This window comes from Listeria immobilis (genome assembly GCF_014322845.1).
GTDB lineage: Bacteria > Bacillota > Bacilli > Lactobacillales > Listeriaceae > Listeria > Listeria immobilis.
The window spans coordinates 1-17,003 of the sequence record NZ_JAASUA010000013.1 but is presented as its reverse complement, the minus strand read 5'-3'; the positions used below and the strand labels follow the sequence as shown (position 1 = coordinate 17,003).

Here is a 17,003-nt window from a genome sequence, read left to right as displayed (position 1 = left end):
ATTCTTTGTTTCCCCCTATTGTAGCACTTTTGAAACAAATCGAATAGAAAGAGCTTATTTTAATTTTCTGTAAGGACTCGCTCTTCTTCTGGCTCTAAGTGAATGAGAACTTCCGCTTTCGCATAAAAATCCATTATTTCTGCTTCAATCTCGTCACATAGCGAATGAGCGCTTTCGATTGTCATGGAAGAAGACACCACTAAATGAAAATCAATGTACTCTTCCGCTCCAGCACGTCTTGAGCGAAAATCATGAAACTCAATAAATTTATTTTTATGTGTCAAAATAATTTGCTTAATTGCCGCTTCTTCTTCCGTTGATAAACGTTTATCCATTAGCGGTGGGAAAGATTCTTTCAGTAATTTAAAAGCTTCAAACATAATATAAAAAGCGGTTAAAATAGCAATAACAGAATCAATCCACAGCCAACCGGTTATGTATACTAAAAATAAACTAAGCGCAATACCTAGTGAGGTAAAAACATCTGTATATAAATGGAGCGCATTCGATTTCATTGCTACAGAATTCGCTTCATCAGCAGCTTTTTTGATAATTCGTGATACGACAATATTAACGAGCGCGCCAAAAAGCATTACCATTATGCCAAGCGCTGGAAAACGTATTTCATGTGGGTTTACAAGTTTATTTACGGATTCAATAATAATCCAAATACCCGCAACAAAAATAAGTAACGTTTCGATTGTTCCAGCAATATTTTCAGCTTTTCCATGCCCATATGGATGATCTTCATCAGCAGGTTGATTGGAAATCCGAATAGAAAAGAAAGTAATGACCGACGCAAATAAATCCATCGATGAGTGAATCCCTTCCGAAATCACTGCGACAGACCCTGTAAAAAAGCCTACAATAAGTTTAAGTACAACTATAATAAAATTACTACAAACGGATAAAATAGTAAGATTAGAATGATTCATCCAAACAGCCTCCGATATGTTATGTTTCACTAAAAATCTCTCTTTATAAAACACAAATTTAACAACTCGAATTATCTTACCACGTTCAGTCAAATTGTGTCTATAGCAATGTTTTTAGCTAAATACATTTCTATATCTGAAGCGAAACTTTTTTGCATTAAGGCAAATTATTAAACAGAAAAAACTCCTGTATTACTCATCATACAGGAATTCAAAAACAGCTGTTACATCATGCAATTGATAACTTACATCTTTAGGTATTCCAGCTTTAAACTTCACTAGAGCAGGAACAGATGTAATCTCTAAATTCTGAGCAATTTCCGGCACATAGTTTAAATCTACTTTGGCAATCGTTGTATCGATACTATCGGCGGTTTGAGTCATGTCCACCAAACGACTAGCCATCTGGCAACTTCCGCACATAGGTGTAAAAAAGAATATGACAAAATCCGCCTTATTTTTTTGCGCTAATTGTAATGTTTCTTTTTCCCAAATTTCCAGAGAAAACACCCCCTATAAAAAAAGGCCAGTTCGGTTATCCCAAGCCGGCCCTCGTATAAATCAATCTAATGTTTTTTGGTAATCTTCACTTGATAAAAGCGCATCTATATCTGCCGCTTCTACTTCTGCTAATTTTAAAATCCAACCAGTATCATACGGGTTACTATTGATTAATTCTGGTTCATCTTCTAAAGTTTCATTCACAGCGACCACTTTTCCGCTAACCGGCGCATAGAAATCTGATACAGTCTTAACGGATTCAATGCTACCAATTGAATCACCTTTTGCGACAGTATCCCCAACTTCTGGTAATTCAACAAAAACAATATCCCCTAATTGATCTTGTGCAAAATCAGTAATCCCGATAAGGTAACTACCATCTTCCGCTTTCACCCATTCATGCTCTTCTGTATACAATAAATCTTTTGGTAAACTCATTTTCCAAACTCCTCCTTCTATTACGATTATCTATTGTGACTATTTCCAAGTTGCTTCAAATTCAGGTTCGTTAAATCCAAGTGTTACTACTTTACCATTTGTTGTTAACGGACGCTTAATTAGCATTCCATCTGAGGCAAGTATTTCATAAGCTTCTTTAAGTGACATCGTATCAATTTTATCTTTTAATCCTAATTCACGATATTTAATTCCACTTGTATTAAAGAAACGACGGATTGGAAGCCCGCTAACTTCATGCCATGCTTGTAATTCTTCTGCACTTGGTGTTTCTGTTTTAATATCCGTCTCGGTAAATTCAATTTGCTCATTCTCAAGCCATGCCTTTGCTTTTTTGCAAGTACTACATTTTGGATACCAATAAAAATTAATCATTTTGCCTCTCCCTTCGATTGCATTCTACTACTATCATAGTGCATTTTTTATGAAAGTACAAACAGCAACACTTAGAAAAAAATAGTCCTTTTGAAAGCGGATACATTTCGAGTTTTAAAAAATACAAAAGCCTGATTCGACTTTTGTATTTAAGTTTTAGGAGACATGATTTTCTTCTTTTACTTCAAACATCGACTTTTTATAATTAAACCTTATTCCTAGCACTAGTCCGACCGCCATCATGTTTCCAAGCAGCGCACTACCACCATAACTAATAAATGGTAATGGAATCCCTGTTATTGGTAGTAAGCCAATGTTCATTCCAACGTTTTCAAGCACATGGAACATTAACATCATAACTACACCTGTGCAAATATAAGAATAAAAAGGAATACCAATATCTAATGCCACACGAATGATTTGATAAATTAATAAGAAATAAATTGCAAGCAGAATACTCGCTCCAATAAAGCCATAATCGCCGGCTACAATCGTAAAGATAAAGTCATTGTGGTTTTCTGGAATGGCAATGGCATCATATCCTGGCCCATTTCCAGAAATTTGTCCAGAACCAATTGCGGTCAGCGCACGAAGCACCTGATATCCGCCACCTTGAGGATCATTCTCCGGATTAATCCAAGTAGTAATCCGTTCAAATTGATAAGGTTTAAATCCAAGACTTGTTAACCAATTTTGATGATAAATAACCATCCAAATCAGCGCTGTCCCAATCGCAGCAATGGATCCAAACAGCGGAACAATAATTTTCCAACTAATCCCAGAAATAAGTATCATTCCAGACATAATAGCAATAAACACCAAGGCAGTACCCAAGTCTGGTTGCAACATAATTAAAATCAATGGAAAGAGCGTAAATAGACCAATCTTGACTAACAACCATGTATCATAGCTAAGGCGATGAATTTTATATGCTCGATTATGATCCCAAATCACTTTTGCTAAGACGATAATTAAAATAACTTTTACAACCTCAGATGGCTGGATATTTCCTAAAAACGGAATAACAATCCAACTTTTTGCGCCTTTTACTTCTTTACCGAAAAGCAAAACAAAAACAAGCATAAAAAGACCAAGCCCATAAAAATAATAGGCCCATTTCATTAGTCGGTCATAATCTAATTGCATAACGACAATAATTGCAAATGTCGAAACGACAAACCACATTCCTTGTTTTACAACAAAGTTTGCATCATATTGGTCATTTGTTAATTGCGCGCTGTAAATGGACACTAAACTGATTATCATTAGTAACATCATGGATAAAACAATCCCATAATCAATACGTCCAGCTAATTTATTTTGTTGATTCATTGTTAAATTACTCCTTACTGGTTGGTTTGTATAAACTTAAGTAACACTTTCTCCCAAACAGTTAAAAAAGAAAATCAAACTTGATTTCCTTTTCCTAAGTTAACTTCTGGAGCGTTGTACCTCGCTGATAACACGAGTCCAAGTGCCATAAATGCGCCCAGAAGAGAGCTTCCCCCATAACTGACAAAAAGTAGTGGAATACCGGTAATTGGCAGTAAACCAATGGTCATTCCGATATTTTCTAAAACATGAAATAAAATCATCGAACAAACACCCGTACAAATATAAGAATAAAACGGAATATTAATATCTAGTGCTACTCGAATTATTTGGTAAATCAGTAAAAAGTATAACATAATTAATAGACAGCCACCAACAAAACCAAAGTTTCCACCAATAATCGAAAAAATAAAATCATTATGGTTTTCTGGAATTGCAATAGCTTGATTACCTATTCCGTTGCCTTGTAGCTGACCAGAACCAATCGCCTGCATTGACCGAAGAAGCTGCATTCCGTCACCGAGTGGATCTTCTTCTGGACGTAACCAAGAAGTAATTCGTTTAAATTGATATGGTTCAAATCCTAATTTTTGTAAAATTGCCTGATTATATAAAACTAAATAAATTAAAGTTGCACCTATTACTGTAATAAAACTAAATAAAGGGACTAAAATTTTCCATGTGACACCACTAATAAATACCATACCGATAATAATTGCAATAAATACTAAAATTGTCCCCAGGTCTGGTTGAAGCGCAACTAGACCTAGCGGAATAATTGAAATAACTCCTACTTTTAGAAGCAATTGAATATCCAATTTTACCGTATGCAGCTGATATTTTTTATTATGATCCCAAATTACCTTTGCAAGGGCGAGAATTAAAAAACTTTTCATTAACTCTGACGGCTGCAAACTTCCTAACGAGCCAATACTAATCCAACTTTTGGAACCTTTTCGTTCGTCACCAACTATTAATACAAGAATCAGTAGCAAATTCCCTAAACCATATAAATAATACGCTGCCCACTGAAGTTTATCATAATCAAAAAAAAGTACGATAACCACGACTACTCCTGTAGAAATAACAATCCAAATAGACTGCTGTAGCAAGAAATTATTTGTATACTGATCATTCACAAGTCCAGCAACATATATCGCCACAAGCCCAATAATGCAAAGTAACATCATTAAGAAAATAATTGCATAATCTACTCGAACTGCCTTTTTTCTATTCCTAGCCATTTTATTCCGTCCTTTTACATTTAGATTTTCAAATAGAAAAAAGCCGCTATTCTTAAAAAGAGCAACAGCCTTCATCTATTATAATAAAGTTTATCAAGGATAGGAAGCTTTTTCACTAAATTCTAATCTTCTTTCTGTTTTCTTTAATATTCAAACCTCGTTGAAGCAAGCGGATAAATGTGTTGCTTACCGTCTTTTTCAGTAATATCTGCGGTAATATGGAAAACATTCCGAAGTAAATCTACTGTGAACACTTCTTTTGGGGTTCCATTTTTTACTAATTGACCATTTTCGCAAACAAAAACATAATCACTATATATTGCCGCTTGATTTAAATCATGCAACACTAACACTATCGTTAAATTATACGTTTTATTTAAATGAACTAGTAAATCTAAAAGTTCTAATTGATGTGCGATGTCAAGATAGGTCGTTGGTTCATCTAGTAATAAAATGGGTGTTTTTTGAGCTAATGCCATCGCAAGCCAAGCCCGTTGCCGTTCACCACCAGACAATGAATGGAGCGGTCTATATGCCAAACTTTCAAGATTACACACTTTTATTGCCCACTGAATAACTTCCTCGTCCTCTTCTTGTAAGGTCGATATCCAGCTTCGATATGGCAAACGACCATACGCAACTAAATCATGAACAATCACGTCTACTAAACCTTCTGGAGCCTGTGCCAGCATAGTCATCTTTTTCGCAAGTTCTTTAGCCGATATATCCGTCATGTTTTTATTCCCCAACAAAATTTCGCCACTATCTGGTGTCAACAATCGCATCATTAAGCGTAACATAGTTGATTTACCGGAACCATTTGGCCCAATAAGCGTCGTAATTTTACCTTCTGGAATAGTTACATTTATATTCGACATTTGAAAATCTCTTTTGCGCGAGAAGGAAATATTTTTTAATTCTAACGCTGATTTCATGAAGCAACCCTCCCACGTTGAAGTAAGAATAAGAAGAACGGGGCACCAATCATCGCCAGTAAAATCCCCACTGGAAGCTCAATCGAACCAAACCAACTTCTCGCTGCCGTATCTGCAAAACCAACTAACAAAGCACCACCCAGTGCAGAAAGTGGAAGCAAATATTTATAATCGTTCCCAATAATTAATCGGAAAATATGTGGTACAACAAGACCAACAAAACCAATCAAACCTGCAACACTCACCGCAATTCCGCTTAGAAAAGCTGCCAACATAATTATGAAAAATCGGTGTCGCTCTACTGAAAATCCAAGTAATTTTGCCGCATCATCACCAAGAAGCAACACATTAGAAGAACGAATCGCAAAACCACTTAAAATAAAACCAATTAACATATAGGGCCAAATTAAGTCTAAGTGATACCAACTTTTCCCTGAAAGTGTTCCTGTCATCCAAGAAATAACGCTTTGAACCCGGTTACTATAAAGTACCATTACACCCGAAGTCATTGCGCCAATAAAAGCATTAATCGCAACCCCTGACAAAATAACTCGAAGTGGGGAAACGCCTCGGTCCCACGCTAATAAATAAATTAAAATCGCTGTCCCAAATGCACCTATAAACGCCCCTAGTGGAACAAAAGCAGCCATCGTTGGAAAGACAAGTGTCATCACAATAGCGACAAAACCACCACCGGCTGAGACCCCAATCACTCCAGGGTCAGCTAACGGATTTCGCATCACACCTTGTAGCAAGCACCCAGCAATCGCAAGTGCAGCCCCTACTAAGAAAGCAATTAATAATCTTGGTAAGCGTAAATTCCAAATCAGTTGGTTAGCGAGGTCGTTACCTCCACCCGTCAACGCTTGCCAAGCATCACTGTATGTAACTTTCACTGATCCCGTGGTAAGTCCGTAAAAAAAAGTCAATATGAGTAAAATAATTACTACCACAAAAGTTATCCGTCTACGTTTGCGCCGCGGATCATGCGCTTTTACAGTTGTCATCTAGTTATCCACCTTATTTATTTCGTTTGCCATATAATCTAATGCTTCATCAATCTTTATTCCCGGATTCGTCCCAAAAAGCTCTGCTGGAAGAACAACAATATGATCATTTTTTACAGCACTTGTAGAATTCCAAGCTTCATTTTGTTTCATTTCTTTTTTAAATGCAGCCTCTGTTTCTTTCTCATCTCCACCATGAATCATTAAGAAAATCACTTCTGGATCAGCGGCTACAATTTTTTCAACATTTATAGAAGCATATTGTGGAAAATTTTCCACACCTTTAAAATCTTTAGCTACATTTTCTCCACCAGCTATTTCTAGTATATCACCACTTAAAGAAGATGGTAAGGCAGCATAATTACTTCCTGGTGCCCCTAAAACTAGTAACGAACGGACTTTTTTTGCTTTTTGTTGCTCTTTTATTTTTGTCACTTTATTATCGATGTCAGTTTGTAATTCTTTAGCCTTTTCTTCTTTGCCCAAAAGTTTTCCGAGTACGGCTGTTTGTTTTTTAATTTCATCAATCGAATTTGCTCCTGTTAAAACTACTTTTGGACCAACGCCTTCCATTGCTGGTACATCTTTCAAATTCTGCTCAGAGCTTGCAACAATGGTATCCGCACCTAGAGAAGCAATTTTTTCTAAATTCAAGTCATGCGTATTCCCAACTTCTGTCGCATCCTTCGCCCCCTCTGGAACACCACTTGCGTCTGTTGTTTGGCGACCAACCACAGTTCCACCAAGTGCATCTATAATATTCATATCCGCATTTGTCAGCGCGATAATTCTTTCTGGATTTTTTTCAAAAGAAACTTCACGACCCGACATATCTGTAAGTTCTAGTGCCGCCTGAGTCTGTTTTTCTTTCGCTACCGTTTCATTTTCCGAGCCATTTGTAGTATCATTTCCGCATGAAGCGAGTACTAATGCGGTCGCAATGCTTAAAACAACTATAGTTAATTTCTTCATAATTCCCCTCCACAACACTATCCCTTTCATTTTACTAAATTATACCACGATATTCAAAAAGTCGGGACCCTAAATGAGAATTATTTTCATTTATAAGCAATTAGTCGATATTATTCTTATTATACTTTATAATTAACATAAGGAGGCGATGAAAATGACTGATAATCTTTTTCCAAATCTAGCGCATGAAAATTGCAAAGAAACGATGCCCCCAGTCACAACAGAACAATTTAAAGAAGCTGCTATCTTAGAAAAGAATCGAAAGCTTGATGAGATTTTAAGAATAGTTGATAAAAAGAAGCCTAGTAACAAAAAATAACAGGAGCCTGTTTGCGCAGGTTCCTCTTTTAGTTATTAATCCCGAGTTAACTCATATGATAAGTTATATTTATTTTATTTGCTTAAAAAATCATGTATACTAGAAAAAAAGACACGTTAGGAGGCCCCTACATTGGCTATTTTAGAACTAAATTTCAAATCGGAATGCTTGGCTATGCAAACTAGCGTAACAGTGATTTTACCTGAAACAGAGGCACTTTATCATCGTTCCATTCCTAAATATAAAACTTTATATATTCTTCATGGGTTATCAAACAATCATACTACTTATACTCGAAATACTAATATTGAACGTTATGCGACCGAAAAAGGACTTGCCGTTGTTATGCCGGCAGCTGATCATAGTTTTTACTCTAACATGGTACATGGCCGTAATTATTTTGAATTTGTTAGTAAGGAACTTCCGCAAGTAATGCAAAACTGGTTTCCTCTCTCGAAAAATAAAGAAGATACATTTATCGCGGGGCATTCAATGGGTGGTTACGGGGCATTCAAGGTCGCACTCACTTTTCCTGAAAGATTCCAAGCTGCCGCAAGTATGTCAGGCGTCATGGATATTAACTACATTATTAAAGAAGACTGCTTTGATAACTTTAGTACTAGAGCGATTACAGGAGAAATGACCAGTCAAACAGGCACTGAAAATGATTTATTTTATTTATTAGAGAAAAATCTAATCAATCAAGTCCAACTGCCACTTTTATTTCAAAATTGCGGGACAGAAGATTTCCTTTATCAAGATAATATTCGCTTTCGTGATTTCGCTCTATCCAAAAATGCACCACTTGAATATCGAGAAGGTCCAGGTGAACACGACTGGGATTTCTGGGATAAAAGTATCAAAGAAATTATCGATTGGTTGCCTTTATAAAGAAAAAAGACTTGGAAAAAACCAAGTCTTCATTTTTTTAGTGCGTAAAACCATATGAATCATTTCGTCCTTTATCATGATAAAGTACTCTAGCTTTTTCTAGGTTATGCAATGCCTCGTGAAAATCCGCTGCAAATTCTTCCGCAACATTATACCCTAAATCCGCGCGACAAACAAAACGCTGAATAATTGTATCACTCAAGTCAGCTGGAAGTGGATACGCCGGAACTTGCCACCCCTTCATCAAAAGTTGATCTGCCAAATCATAGAGAGTCCATTCTACATCAAGTCCCTCTTTTATTTTATAACAAACAATTGGCAAATTAGAGCCATCATTAATTAACTCAAAGTAACCACTTTTTTCTACCGCTTTGGCAAGATAGCTTGCTGTTTTTTTCGTTTTTTCGTGAATTTCACGATAACCATCATAACCAAACCGTAAAAAGTTATAATATTGTCCAATAATCTGACTAGCACTTCTGGAAAAATTAATTGCCATTGTTGGCATGGATCCGCCTAAATAGCTTACTTCGAAAATCAATTCTTTTGGTAAATATTCCTTATCTTTCCATAATATCCAACCAACGCCAGGATATACTAAGCCATATTTATGACCAGATGTATTTATCGAAACGACATTTTTTAATCGAAAATCCCATGGTAACTCTGGATTTACAAAAGGAGTAAACATTGCACCACTTGCGCCATCCACATGAATTACTAATTGATGTTCATTGACCTTATTGTACTCCTCCACTTTTTCATCTAAAAGTGCAATATCATCAAATTTACCAGTATAAGTAATGCCTAGAATCCCAACTACGCCAATCGTATAATCATCTACCAATTCAAATACACGATCTACATCAAGACTTAAATGTTCTTTATCCATTGGTACAACACGCATATCAATATCCCAATATACGCAAAATTTTTCCCAACAAACTTGATAGCCTGAAGAAATAATTAAATTCGGACGCTTTGCTTGAATATCTAGTCCTCGTTTCTCAGCTTCTTTGCGCCATCTAAATTTCATCGCCAAACCACCGAGCATGCACGCCTCCGATGATCCAACAGTAGACGTCCCTAAGTAAGACATTTCTTTAGGAGCATTCCATAAATCAGCTAAAATATTCACACAGCGGTTCTCAAGTTCTGCTGTTTGCGGATATTCCGACTTATCAATAGCATTTTTTTCCAGCGTTTCCGCCATAAGCAACTGTGCTTCTTCTTCCATATATGTTTGGCAAAAAGTAGCTAAATTTTGCCTAGCATTGCCCTCATCTAGCAATTGATCTTTTACGAGTTGATAAGCAATTCTTGGTTCCATTGGCTCTTTTCTTAAGACATATTTTGGAATGCTAGTACTTTCTTCCTCGGAACCAAAGAGTGGAATTCGATAACTTTCATGTTTTCGTTTGTCGTTTTCGCTATAAAGCATCTTTTTTCCTCCTTCAATAATCTAACTGTATCATTTGACCAATACCCATTAAATATTATACCCAAACCGTTCAATTTTTCACAAATTTTTGTTATACTACAAAGATATCCAAGAGGAGGTTATTATGTTTGATTTAATTTTTCCCATATTACTTATTATTCTTGGCATTATTTACCGCGTTCATCTACCACAAAATAGAGATAGCCGTTTTAGTTATCGTACAAAAGCATCCCTTAAGAACGAAACCAATTGGCAAAAAGCGCATCGCTTACTCGGCTTTTACTGGATATTAACGGGATGTTTATTACTTGTTTTTTCACTTATCCTCGCGTTTATTCCAATGTATGCATTTGTGCGCAGCTCTATATTACTAGCTACAAGTATTTTTGCCGTTTTACTTTCGATTATTTTAGTAGAAAAAAAGCTAAAATAAAAAAGCACAACCAATTGGCAGTGCTTTTCTGTAATCCATTACATACCTTATCAAAAAAAATTAATCTTCTTTTGTTATCGTGTTGCGCTCTGTTACTCGATAAATATGGATGGTGAGATAGACTTGTTCATCTCTAGTTAACTCAGTATGATGCGTATTAATTAAATATGCATCAATTTTTTTCGTACAATCAAATGCTTCGGGATATTTCATTTGTACTTGTTCGTATAAAAAATCATCCCCAGAGTCAACAATCTCTTTTCGTAGTAACCGTTGTGCAAAATACTGTAGATGTGTAATAAAACGAGTATAATTCAGCGACGTTTCATCTAAAACCATACCATAATGATATGTAACAATACTTAGAATGTCTTGAACTATTTGTGTCATCGCAACAGTCATATGCATTTGTTGCCCATCTTGTCTAGCGTTCACAATATGAAGTGCAATAAAACCTGCTTCATCTTCATCTAGCTTAATTCCGATTTCTTTTTCAATAAACTCTAACGCCTTCATGCCGACTAAGTACTCTGCGTGATAAAATCGTTTTATTTCCCATAATAGTGCGTTTTTCAAATTAATACCTTGATTATAGCGGGATACTGCAAAATTAATATGATCTGTTAACGTTAAATAAATATTATCACTTAAATCTGTTTCCAATGTTTCTTGCGCATACTGGACAACATCATCCGCCACGCGCAAATGTTTTAGCGGGATTTCACTTAGCAATTCTGACAGCTTTTCCGATAGTTCGTGCGTTTCCATAATGAATGTCTTTTCAATCTTGGATGCGTCTACTTCATCTCCAACTTTCTTTTGAAAAGCAAGACCGCGCCCCATCGCTACAGACTCCTTGCCATTTTTACCCTCGGCGATTACAACATTGTTATTTAGGATTTTTTTAATAATCATGCATCTTCACCTCTCTCAAAAGAAAAAACCCAAACTAATTCCAATGCTATCGAAATCAAAATAGCACTTGAATTAGTTTAGGTTTTGCCTGCCTTGGCAGTAACAATCCTATACATTTCTCTAACATTATAGTACAAAAAGAAACCGATTACAAGTAGTTTTTTGATATTCAATTTAGCATTACTTTTTATCTTCCCTATTTTACTCCATTTTATTCATTGACATATAATTTATATCGTGCTATTTTTGGCTGGAGGTGATAAATTATGGTTACACGCTCGGAACAAATTTTTGTTAACTTGCCTGTAAAAGATTTACAAGCATCCATCGCTTTTTTCACAAAACTTGGTTATGAGTTTAATCCTAAATTTACTGATGAAAATGCTACTCAAATGATCATTGGGAAAAATATTTATGCCATGTTACTGAAAGAAGATTTCTTCCAGACTTTCCATAAAAATGCACTCGCAGATACAACTAAAGTACGCGAAGTTCTCATTACAATCACACTCGAAAGCCGTGAAGCTGTTGATGAATTAGTAGATTTAGCTCTAAGCCTCGGCGCAGAGACAGCTGCTGAACCTCAAGAATATGAATATATGTATAGTAAAAGTTTTCTCGATTTGGACAAACACCTATGGGAAATTCTCTATTTCAATGAAGACGCATTTGAATAAAACAAAGCTGCTGGAATCAATTAAATTCCAGCAGCTTTTTTAAATTTCTTGATTTTTTTAATAGCCCAATCGTAATGACTAGATGTACTAGATATAAAATAGGCACCTAGCGAAGTAGTACTTGTCCATTTAAAGTATTTTTTTGTAAATAATTCTTCATTTGAATGTCCTTCAATTATATCCATTTCTATTTTATGCGTTTCATCTAGTAATTTCCGTGCTTCTGCTAAAGAGGTCGTTTGGTACTTTTCCCAAATAGCCCTATTTAGTTCAGGTGTGGTTTTCCACGTATAACCTTCTGCTGGAGTGATTGGTTTTCCACCTGACATCCCAACTTTGTACCACTCAAGCATCATCTTGTGCCATTCATGTAAATGTATAATGACATCTCGAATGTTCTTGTCCCTATCTTCAAACGGAAATGGTTGCATTTGTTTTTCTACTGGAATGGCATCAATTAAATCATTTAGCTTTTTGTAATTTTCCGCACTTAACTTTATTAATTCCCCTTTATTCGTCGGTCTCGCCATAATAATCTTACTCCTCCCCAACAATTATGTAAGTTTTTTTACTATTTTTGTTACTTTATAAGCAGGATTTTCACTATTTTTACCTATAAAATAAACGTAAGAACTTAGAAAAGGATGATTCGATGAAGAAAATATTTATAGGTATAATTAGTTTACTCATACTTGGAGGCATTGGCATAACTGTTTTTTACTATTGCTACGATAAAACAGCAGTAGCCGAGCAATATTATGTAAAAATCACTAAGGATGGTGAAAATAATGGGCAAAAAGGCTTTGCTTATTCTTACACACTGCCCGGATATGATAAAGATGGCCACGAAGAAAAAATGAGTTTCACAGCAGATAAAAACTTACGTAAAGATGCCTACTTAAGAGTCTATTATAAAAAATTAAAGGGAGTCACTACATTTGAAGAAGTAACGCTTAAACAAATCCCTCAAAAAGCTGCTAAAAAACTCCATTAATAACTAGTCCCCTCGGTTTTCCGTGGGGATTTTAAATTGCAATATACACTTCAATCTTACCATTTTTATGATACCATTCAAAATCAGTATTATAAGTTCTAGCCAACTCACTATCACGGCTCCAAATTTCTCGCCATGCCTGTTCTACCCCTTTTGGATTAGTTGTATCTACTGGAAAAACAAGATACTCTCCTGCTTCAATAATAGAAGTTATTTCTTGTTCCCAATCAGTGGTTCCTACAAGCAAATCGTAATCACCCATATAGTCACTAGCATAATTACTATACACTGCAAAAATATCTCCTGCTGGTTGCTCTACCATCACCTCACCCCAAAGCCTTGCAATTGGAGCAAAATCAGCATTATTAGTCCGAATTTTCTTCCCATAAATTATTTTGTTTTCTGGCAAGTTCATTATTTATCACCTCTTTAACTAGATAATAGCAAACAAACCCTGACAACATAATGTCAACTATTCAAATTAAAATAAAGTTTTTCCACTTCTTTTTTATATGCTACTTTTAACGATTCTGGTTCGATAACTTTTACAGAACTAGTAAACATCAGTAAAAAAGGAATCATATTTTTACTTTTATCATATTCAAACTGAACACGAACAAGATCAGATTGAATATTCATTTCTTCTAATAAAAAATAATCTAGCAATTTACCCAGTTGATTTTTAGGAAATTCTAATATAACTTTACTTGTTGTATGAACATCTGACTCTATTTTGTTTAATACTTCTATATCACTATTAAGCTGCTTTAACGTAATAATTCTTGTTAATTTAAAACTCCGAGTTGCTGCTCTTTTATGACAGTATGCTTCTAAATACCAACTGCCATCCATTAAATTTAGCTTTTGTGGAGAAATTCGTCGTTTCGTTTCCGTCCCATTCATCGCAATATAGGTAATTTCTAACTGTTTGTTTGTTGTAAAAGCTTTTTGGATATGTGCTATTTTTCGTTTCACTTCTGCCTCAATTTGCTGCCGATGCTGTGTTGCAGAGTCAAAGAAAAGATGATTGCTAGTTGGCTTTTCTGTTTGTAATAAGGCAATTTTCTCTTGTAAAATTTCCTGACTTTCATTCAAAATATATCCAGAACGAGCTTGAAGCGCTTCTAATAAAATTTGCTTTTCTAGTTCAGAAAAAGTAAATGTTGATAATTTATAAGAATCTAGCATTGTAAATCCGCCATTTTTCCCAGGTAACGCAACGACTGGAAATCCTGCATAAAGAAGTGTATCCATATCACGATAAATAGTTCGCACACTAACCTCAAACTTTTCAGCTAGCTCACTTGCAACTACTTTTCGCTCTAATATTAATATTAGTATTGCTAAAATCCGCTCTAATTTCACCGATACAACCTCCCGCATTTTTAGCCTAATTATAGCATGCCTTTTTACCAATCAAAAACCCAGGCATAAGTAATGGATAACACTTCTCGCATCATTCCTTTGTATTTTGCACCTGTCTCTGATTTTGCTGGAAGTCCAGTTACATCGATATTTTGGCGTTTCGCAAGCATAAGTGCCCGGTACATATGATAATCACTCGTGATAATGACCGTTTTTCCCAGTTGGAATTTTTCCTTACTATAACTAATATTTTCTTCTGTTCGTTTAGATTTTGTTTCCATATCAATTCGTGATTTTGAGATACCTTTATTTATTAAATATTCCTTCATTACAGCGGCTTCTGTATCAGATTCATCTGCACCTTGACCGCCGCTGACTATCACCTTGGATTTCGGATATTCATTTAAATAATTAACAGCAGTATCCAACCTTTCTTGCAAAACTGGAGATGGATAACCCGGATCCCCATTTATTTTCGCGCCCAAAATCAATACTGTGTCCACATTTTCATTTGGTTTTGCCTGACTTCCACTAAACATGCATATGGCAACCAAAAACATATATAACAAACCAATTATTACTAAAACAATTAAAATTTTTCTAAGATGCTCCATTTTCGCTTCCTCCTATATGTTATTCTATTCAGTTTAACAATGACTTTTAAATAAAAGAGAAAGATAACCTCAAATTATTGGAAATTCGTGTAAAAAAGCATCCTATTTCCTATAAAAACACTTTATATTCAACTTAATTTTACGAATTCAAATGACAAAAAATGTTCACAAATGAGGAATATCATAAATAAATTAAATTTTTCAGGTATTTAGTTGCTAATCTTCCCATGTTACGATAAATAAGTTTCATCCACTAAAAATAAAATTGATAGGAGCGAACTATAAAAATGAAGAAAATATCTATACTACTTATATCTTTCCTAATGCTAATATCCATTCTTCCTTTTAATCCTCAAGAAGTTTATGCAGCATCTTGGTTAGAAGAAGAGTTAGATGGAAATGAACCTTTCATTACAGCAACGGAAAAAGCCCTAGGAAAAAACCGCGCTGATATTACTTTAGCTGATTTGGAAAGCATTCAAAAACTTTTAGTATTTGGCAGTGCTTCCATACCTAATCAAATTTCTGATTATAAAAATTTGACTACTTTAGAAGCTAGATCTGGTACTATCACAGAAGTTCCTGATAGTATTGGCGAATTAAAGAAATTAGAGACACTAAATTTAAATCAAAATAAATTACAAGAATTCCCCATGATAACCTTACAATTACCAGTTTTAAAAAATTTATATATAAATACGGGAAATATCACTGAGATTCCAGCAGAAATTACAACGATGTCTTCTCACTTAATTTCTTTAGATATTCGTTTTCAAAATTTAATCTCGCTTCCTAGTGTTATTTTTACTACTAGTTGGACTGCCAATGCGGATAAAAAATTAATTATATCTACAAGTGAAAATCAACTTGTTTCTAATATCCCGCAAAATTATCTTGATGATTTTAATAATAAAAATAACATGTTAGAATTTTATAACTTCCCTCCTGAAGATTTTAGGCAGCATCAAGATCAATTAGTCTATAAAGGTGAAGCAATAGAAGTTCCCTTAAACACTGATTTTAATCTATTAACACCAGATAAAGCCAATTTAGGATTGAAATCTAATAAAGCACTTTTTGCGCAACATGAGTTTGTTTACTATGATGATGGTACTTCGAGCGATGTATTAGTTGATGGGGTAGCTACAAATCCTGGTAGTGGCTATATTACAATCAAAAGTAGTCTTTCCACTAACTCCAATCCTTTTGCAAAAGTTAAAGTCCCAATTATAGTTACTTCCCCTGTAAAAGGTGCCGACATTACTGTTCAATACGTCGATACTGATGGGAATGCCATTGCTGTAGAAGACGTTTTAACTGGAAATGTGGATGATAATTATACTTCTTCACCAAAAACTATTGCTGGTTATACTTTAAAAACTACTCCTGCTAATGCGAATGGACTATTTTCAGACCAAGCCCAAACTGTCACTTATGTTTACACGAAAGACCCAGTTGCCGCTGAACCTGTTACTGTTCAATACGTTGACACTGACGGAAATGCCATTACAACAGAAGACGTTTTAACTGGAAATATTGGCGATAATTATACTTCTTCACCAAAAACTATTGCTGGTTATACTTTAAAAACTACTCC

At 35.1% G+C, this 17,003-nt stretch carries 21 protein-coding genes; 6 read left to right on the top strand and 15 right to left on the bottom strand.

Translation table 11 applies throughout. The annotated features are described in order from the left end of the window. Window positions 1–59: 59 nt before the first annotated feature. The 9 genes from HCJ45_RS13255 to HCJ45_RS13215 all read right to left on the bottom strand — a co-directional run bounded on the left by HCJ45_RS13255 (window position 60) and on the right by HCJ45_RS13215 (window position 7,757). Window positions 60–935 carry a cation diffusion facilitator family transporter gene (locus HCJ45_RS13255; protein WP_187125132.1) on the bottom strand — a complete coding sequence of 292 codons (876 nt, stop codon included), beginning with the start codon at window positions 933–935 and terminating at the stop codon, window positions 60–62. A 192-nt stretch (window positions 936–1,127) separates the two neighbouring features. Then, the gene (locus HCJ45_RS13250) at window positions 1,128–1,436 is read right to left on the bottom strand and encodes a thioredoxin family protein (protein WP_187125169.1); all 309 of its coding nucleotides are present in this window, start codon (window positions 1,434–1,436) and stop codon (window positions 1,128–1,130) included. Window positions 1,437–1,496: 60 nt separating this feature from the next. Then, complete coding sequence (gcvH, locus tag HCJ45_RS13245; protein WP_187125131.1) at window positions 1,497–1,874, bottom strand: glycine cleavage system protein GcvH; 378 nt, start codon at window positions 1,872–1,874, stop codon at window positions 1,497–1,499. Between the two features lie 39 nt (window positions 1,875–1,913). Continuing rightward, window positions 1,914–2,267, bottom strand: a complete 354-nt coding sequence (locus HCJ45_RS13240) for an arsenate reductase family protein (RefSeq protein ID WP_187125130.1) — start codon at window positions 2,265–2,267, stop codon at window positions 1,914–1,916. Between the two features lie 156 nt (window positions 2,268–2,423). Then, window positions 2,424–3,599: a rod shape-determining protein RodA gene (rodA, locus tag HCJ45_RS13235; protein ID WP_187125129.1), complete on the bottom strand. Its 1,176-nt coding sequence runs from the start codon at window positions 3,597–3,599 to the stop codon at window positions 2,424–2,426. 74 nt (window positions 3,600–3,673) lie between these two features. After that, the gene (gene rodA / locus HCJ45_RS13230; protein ID WP_185345542.1) at window positions 3,674–4,843 is read right to left on the bottom strand and encodes a rod shape-determining protein RodA; all 1,170 of its coding nucleotides are present in this window, start codon (window positions 4,841–4,843) and stop codon (window positions 3,674–3,676) included. Between the two features lie 143 nt (window positions 4,844–4,986). Next, entirely contained in the window at window positions 4,987–5,778 is a 792-nt protein-coding gene (locus HCJ45_RS13225) for an ABC transporter ATP-binding protein (RefSeq protein WP_185345545.1), read from the bottom strand. Further along, window positions 5,775–6,785, bottom strand: a complete 1,011-nt coding sequence (locus HCJ45_RS13220; protein WP_185345548.1) for a FecCD family ABC transporter permease — start codon at window positions 6,783–6,785, stop codon at window positions 5,775–5,777. Before HCJ45_RS13220 ends, HCJ45_RS13225 begins: the two co-directional genes overlap by 4 nt. Further along, window positions 6,786–7,757 carry an ABC transporter substrate-binding protein gene (locus HCJ45_RS13215; RefSeq protein WP_187125128.1) on the bottom strand — a complete coding sequence of 324 codons (972 nt, stop codon included), beginning with the start codon at window positions 7,755–7,757 and terminating at the stop codon, window positions 6,786–6,788. A 154-nt stretch (window positions 7,758–7,911) separates the two neighbouring features. Here HCJ45_RS13215 and HCJ45_RS13210 point away from each other — a divergent pair, with 154 nt between their 5' ends. Both HCJ45_RS13210 and HCJ45_RS13205 read left to right on the top strand, forming a co-directional pair. After that, window positions 7,912–8,076, top strand: coding sequence for a hypothetical protein (locus tag HCJ45_RS13210; RefSeq protein ID WP_185380700.1), 165 nt, complete (start codon window positions 7,912–7,914; stop codon window positions 8,074–8,076). 132 nt (window positions 8,077–8,208) lie between these two features. Continuing rightward, a complete protein-coding gene (locus tag HCJ45_RS13205) occupies window positions 8,209–8,967 on the top strand; it encodes an alpha/beta hydrolase (RefSeq protein ID WP_187125127.1) in 759 nt (252 codons plus the stop codon). A 37-nt stretch (window positions 8,968–9,004) separates the two neighbouring features. On the opposite strand, the gene gad is transcribed toward HCJ45_RS13205, so the two are convergent. Then, window positions 9,005–10,408 (bottom strand): glutamate decarboxylase, encoded by a 1,404-nt coding sequence (gene gad / locus HCJ45_RS13200; RefSeq protein WP_185345561.1) that lies wholly within the window; start codon window positions 10,406–10,408, stop codon window positions 9,005–9,007. A 124-nt stretch (window positions 10,409–10,532) separates the two neighbouring features. Between gad and HCJ45_RS13195 the strand changes: the two genes are divergently transcribed. Continuing rightward, window positions 10,533–10,841, top strand: coding sequence for an SdpI family protein (locus HCJ45_RS13195; protein WP_187125126.1), 309 nt, complete (start codon window positions 10,533–10,535; stop codon window positions 10,839–10,841). 60 nt (window positions 10,842–10,901) lie between these two features. Here HCJ45_RS13195 and licT read toward each other — a convergent pair whose 3' ends face one another. After that, window positions 10,902–11,756, bottom strand: coding sequence for a BglG family transcription antiterminator LicT (gene licT, locus HCJ45_RS13190; protein WP_185345565.1), 855 nt, complete (start codon window positions 11,754–11,756; stop codon window positions 10,902–10,904). A 266-nt stretch (window positions 11,757–12,022) separates the two neighbouring features. Between licT and HCJ45_RS13185 the strand changes: the two genes are divergently transcribed. Continuing rightward, window positions 12,023–12,433 (top strand): VOC family protein, encoded by a 411-nt coding sequence (locus HCJ45_RS13185; RefSeq protein WP_187125125.1) that lies wholly within the window; start codon window positions 12,023–12,025, stop codon window positions 12,431–12,433. 20 nt (window positions 12,434–12,453) lie between these two features. On the opposite strand, the gene HCJ45_RS13180 is transcribed toward HCJ45_RS13185, so the two are convergent. After that, a complete protein-coding gene (locus HCJ45_RS13180) occupies window positions 12,454–12,963 on the bottom strand; it encodes a ClbS/DfsB family four-helix bundle protein (protein ID WP_185345569.1) in 510 nt (169 codons plus the stop codon). 122 nt (window positions 12,964–13,085) lie between these two features. Here HCJ45_RS13180 and HCJ45_RS13175 point away from each other — a divergent pair, with 122 nt between their 5' ends. Further along, window positions 13,086–13,427, top strand: coding sequence for a YxeA family protein (locus tag HCJ45_RS13175; RefSeq protein WP_187125124.1), 342 nt, complete (start codon window positions 13,086–13,088; stop codon window positions 13,425–13,427). 31 nt (window positions 13,428–13,458) lie between these two features. On the opposite strand, the gene HCJ45_RS13170 is transcribed toward HCJ45_RS13175, so the two are convergent. From HCJ45_RS13170 to HCJ45_RS13160, 3 genes are read right to left on the bottom strand one after another with little or no spacing between them, the layout of a single operon-like run. Continuing rightward, the gene (locus tag HCJ45_RS13170) at window positions 13,459–13,842 is read right to left on the bottom strand and encodes a GyrI-like domain-containing protein (RefSeq protein ID WP_185345573.1); all 384 of its coding nucleotides are present in this window, start codon (window positions 13,840–13,842) and stop codon (window positions 13,459–13,461) included. 53 nt (window positions 13,843–13,895) lie between these two features. Continuing rightward, the gene (locus HCJ45_RS13165) at window positions 13,896–14,792 is read right to left on the bottom strand and encodes a WYL domain-containing protein (RefSeq protein ID WP_187125123.1); all 897 of its coding nucleotides are present in this window, start codon (window positions 14,790–14,792) and stop codon (window positions 13,896–13,898) included. 44 nt (window positions 14,793–14,836) lie between these two features. Continuing rightward, window positions 14,837–15,406, bottom strand: coding sequence for a YdcF family protein (locus tag HCJ45_RS13160; RefSeq protein ID WP_187125122.1), 570 nt, complete (start codon window positions 15,404–15,406; stop codon window positions 14,837–14,839). 287 nt (window positions 15,407–15,693) lie between these two features. Here HCJ45_RS13160 and HCJ45_RS13155 point away from each other — a divergent pair. Further along, window positions 15,694–17,003: MucBP domain-containing protein (locus HCJ45_RS13155; protein WP_187125121.1), on the top strand; the 1,310-nt coding region annotated here is incomplete at its 3' end.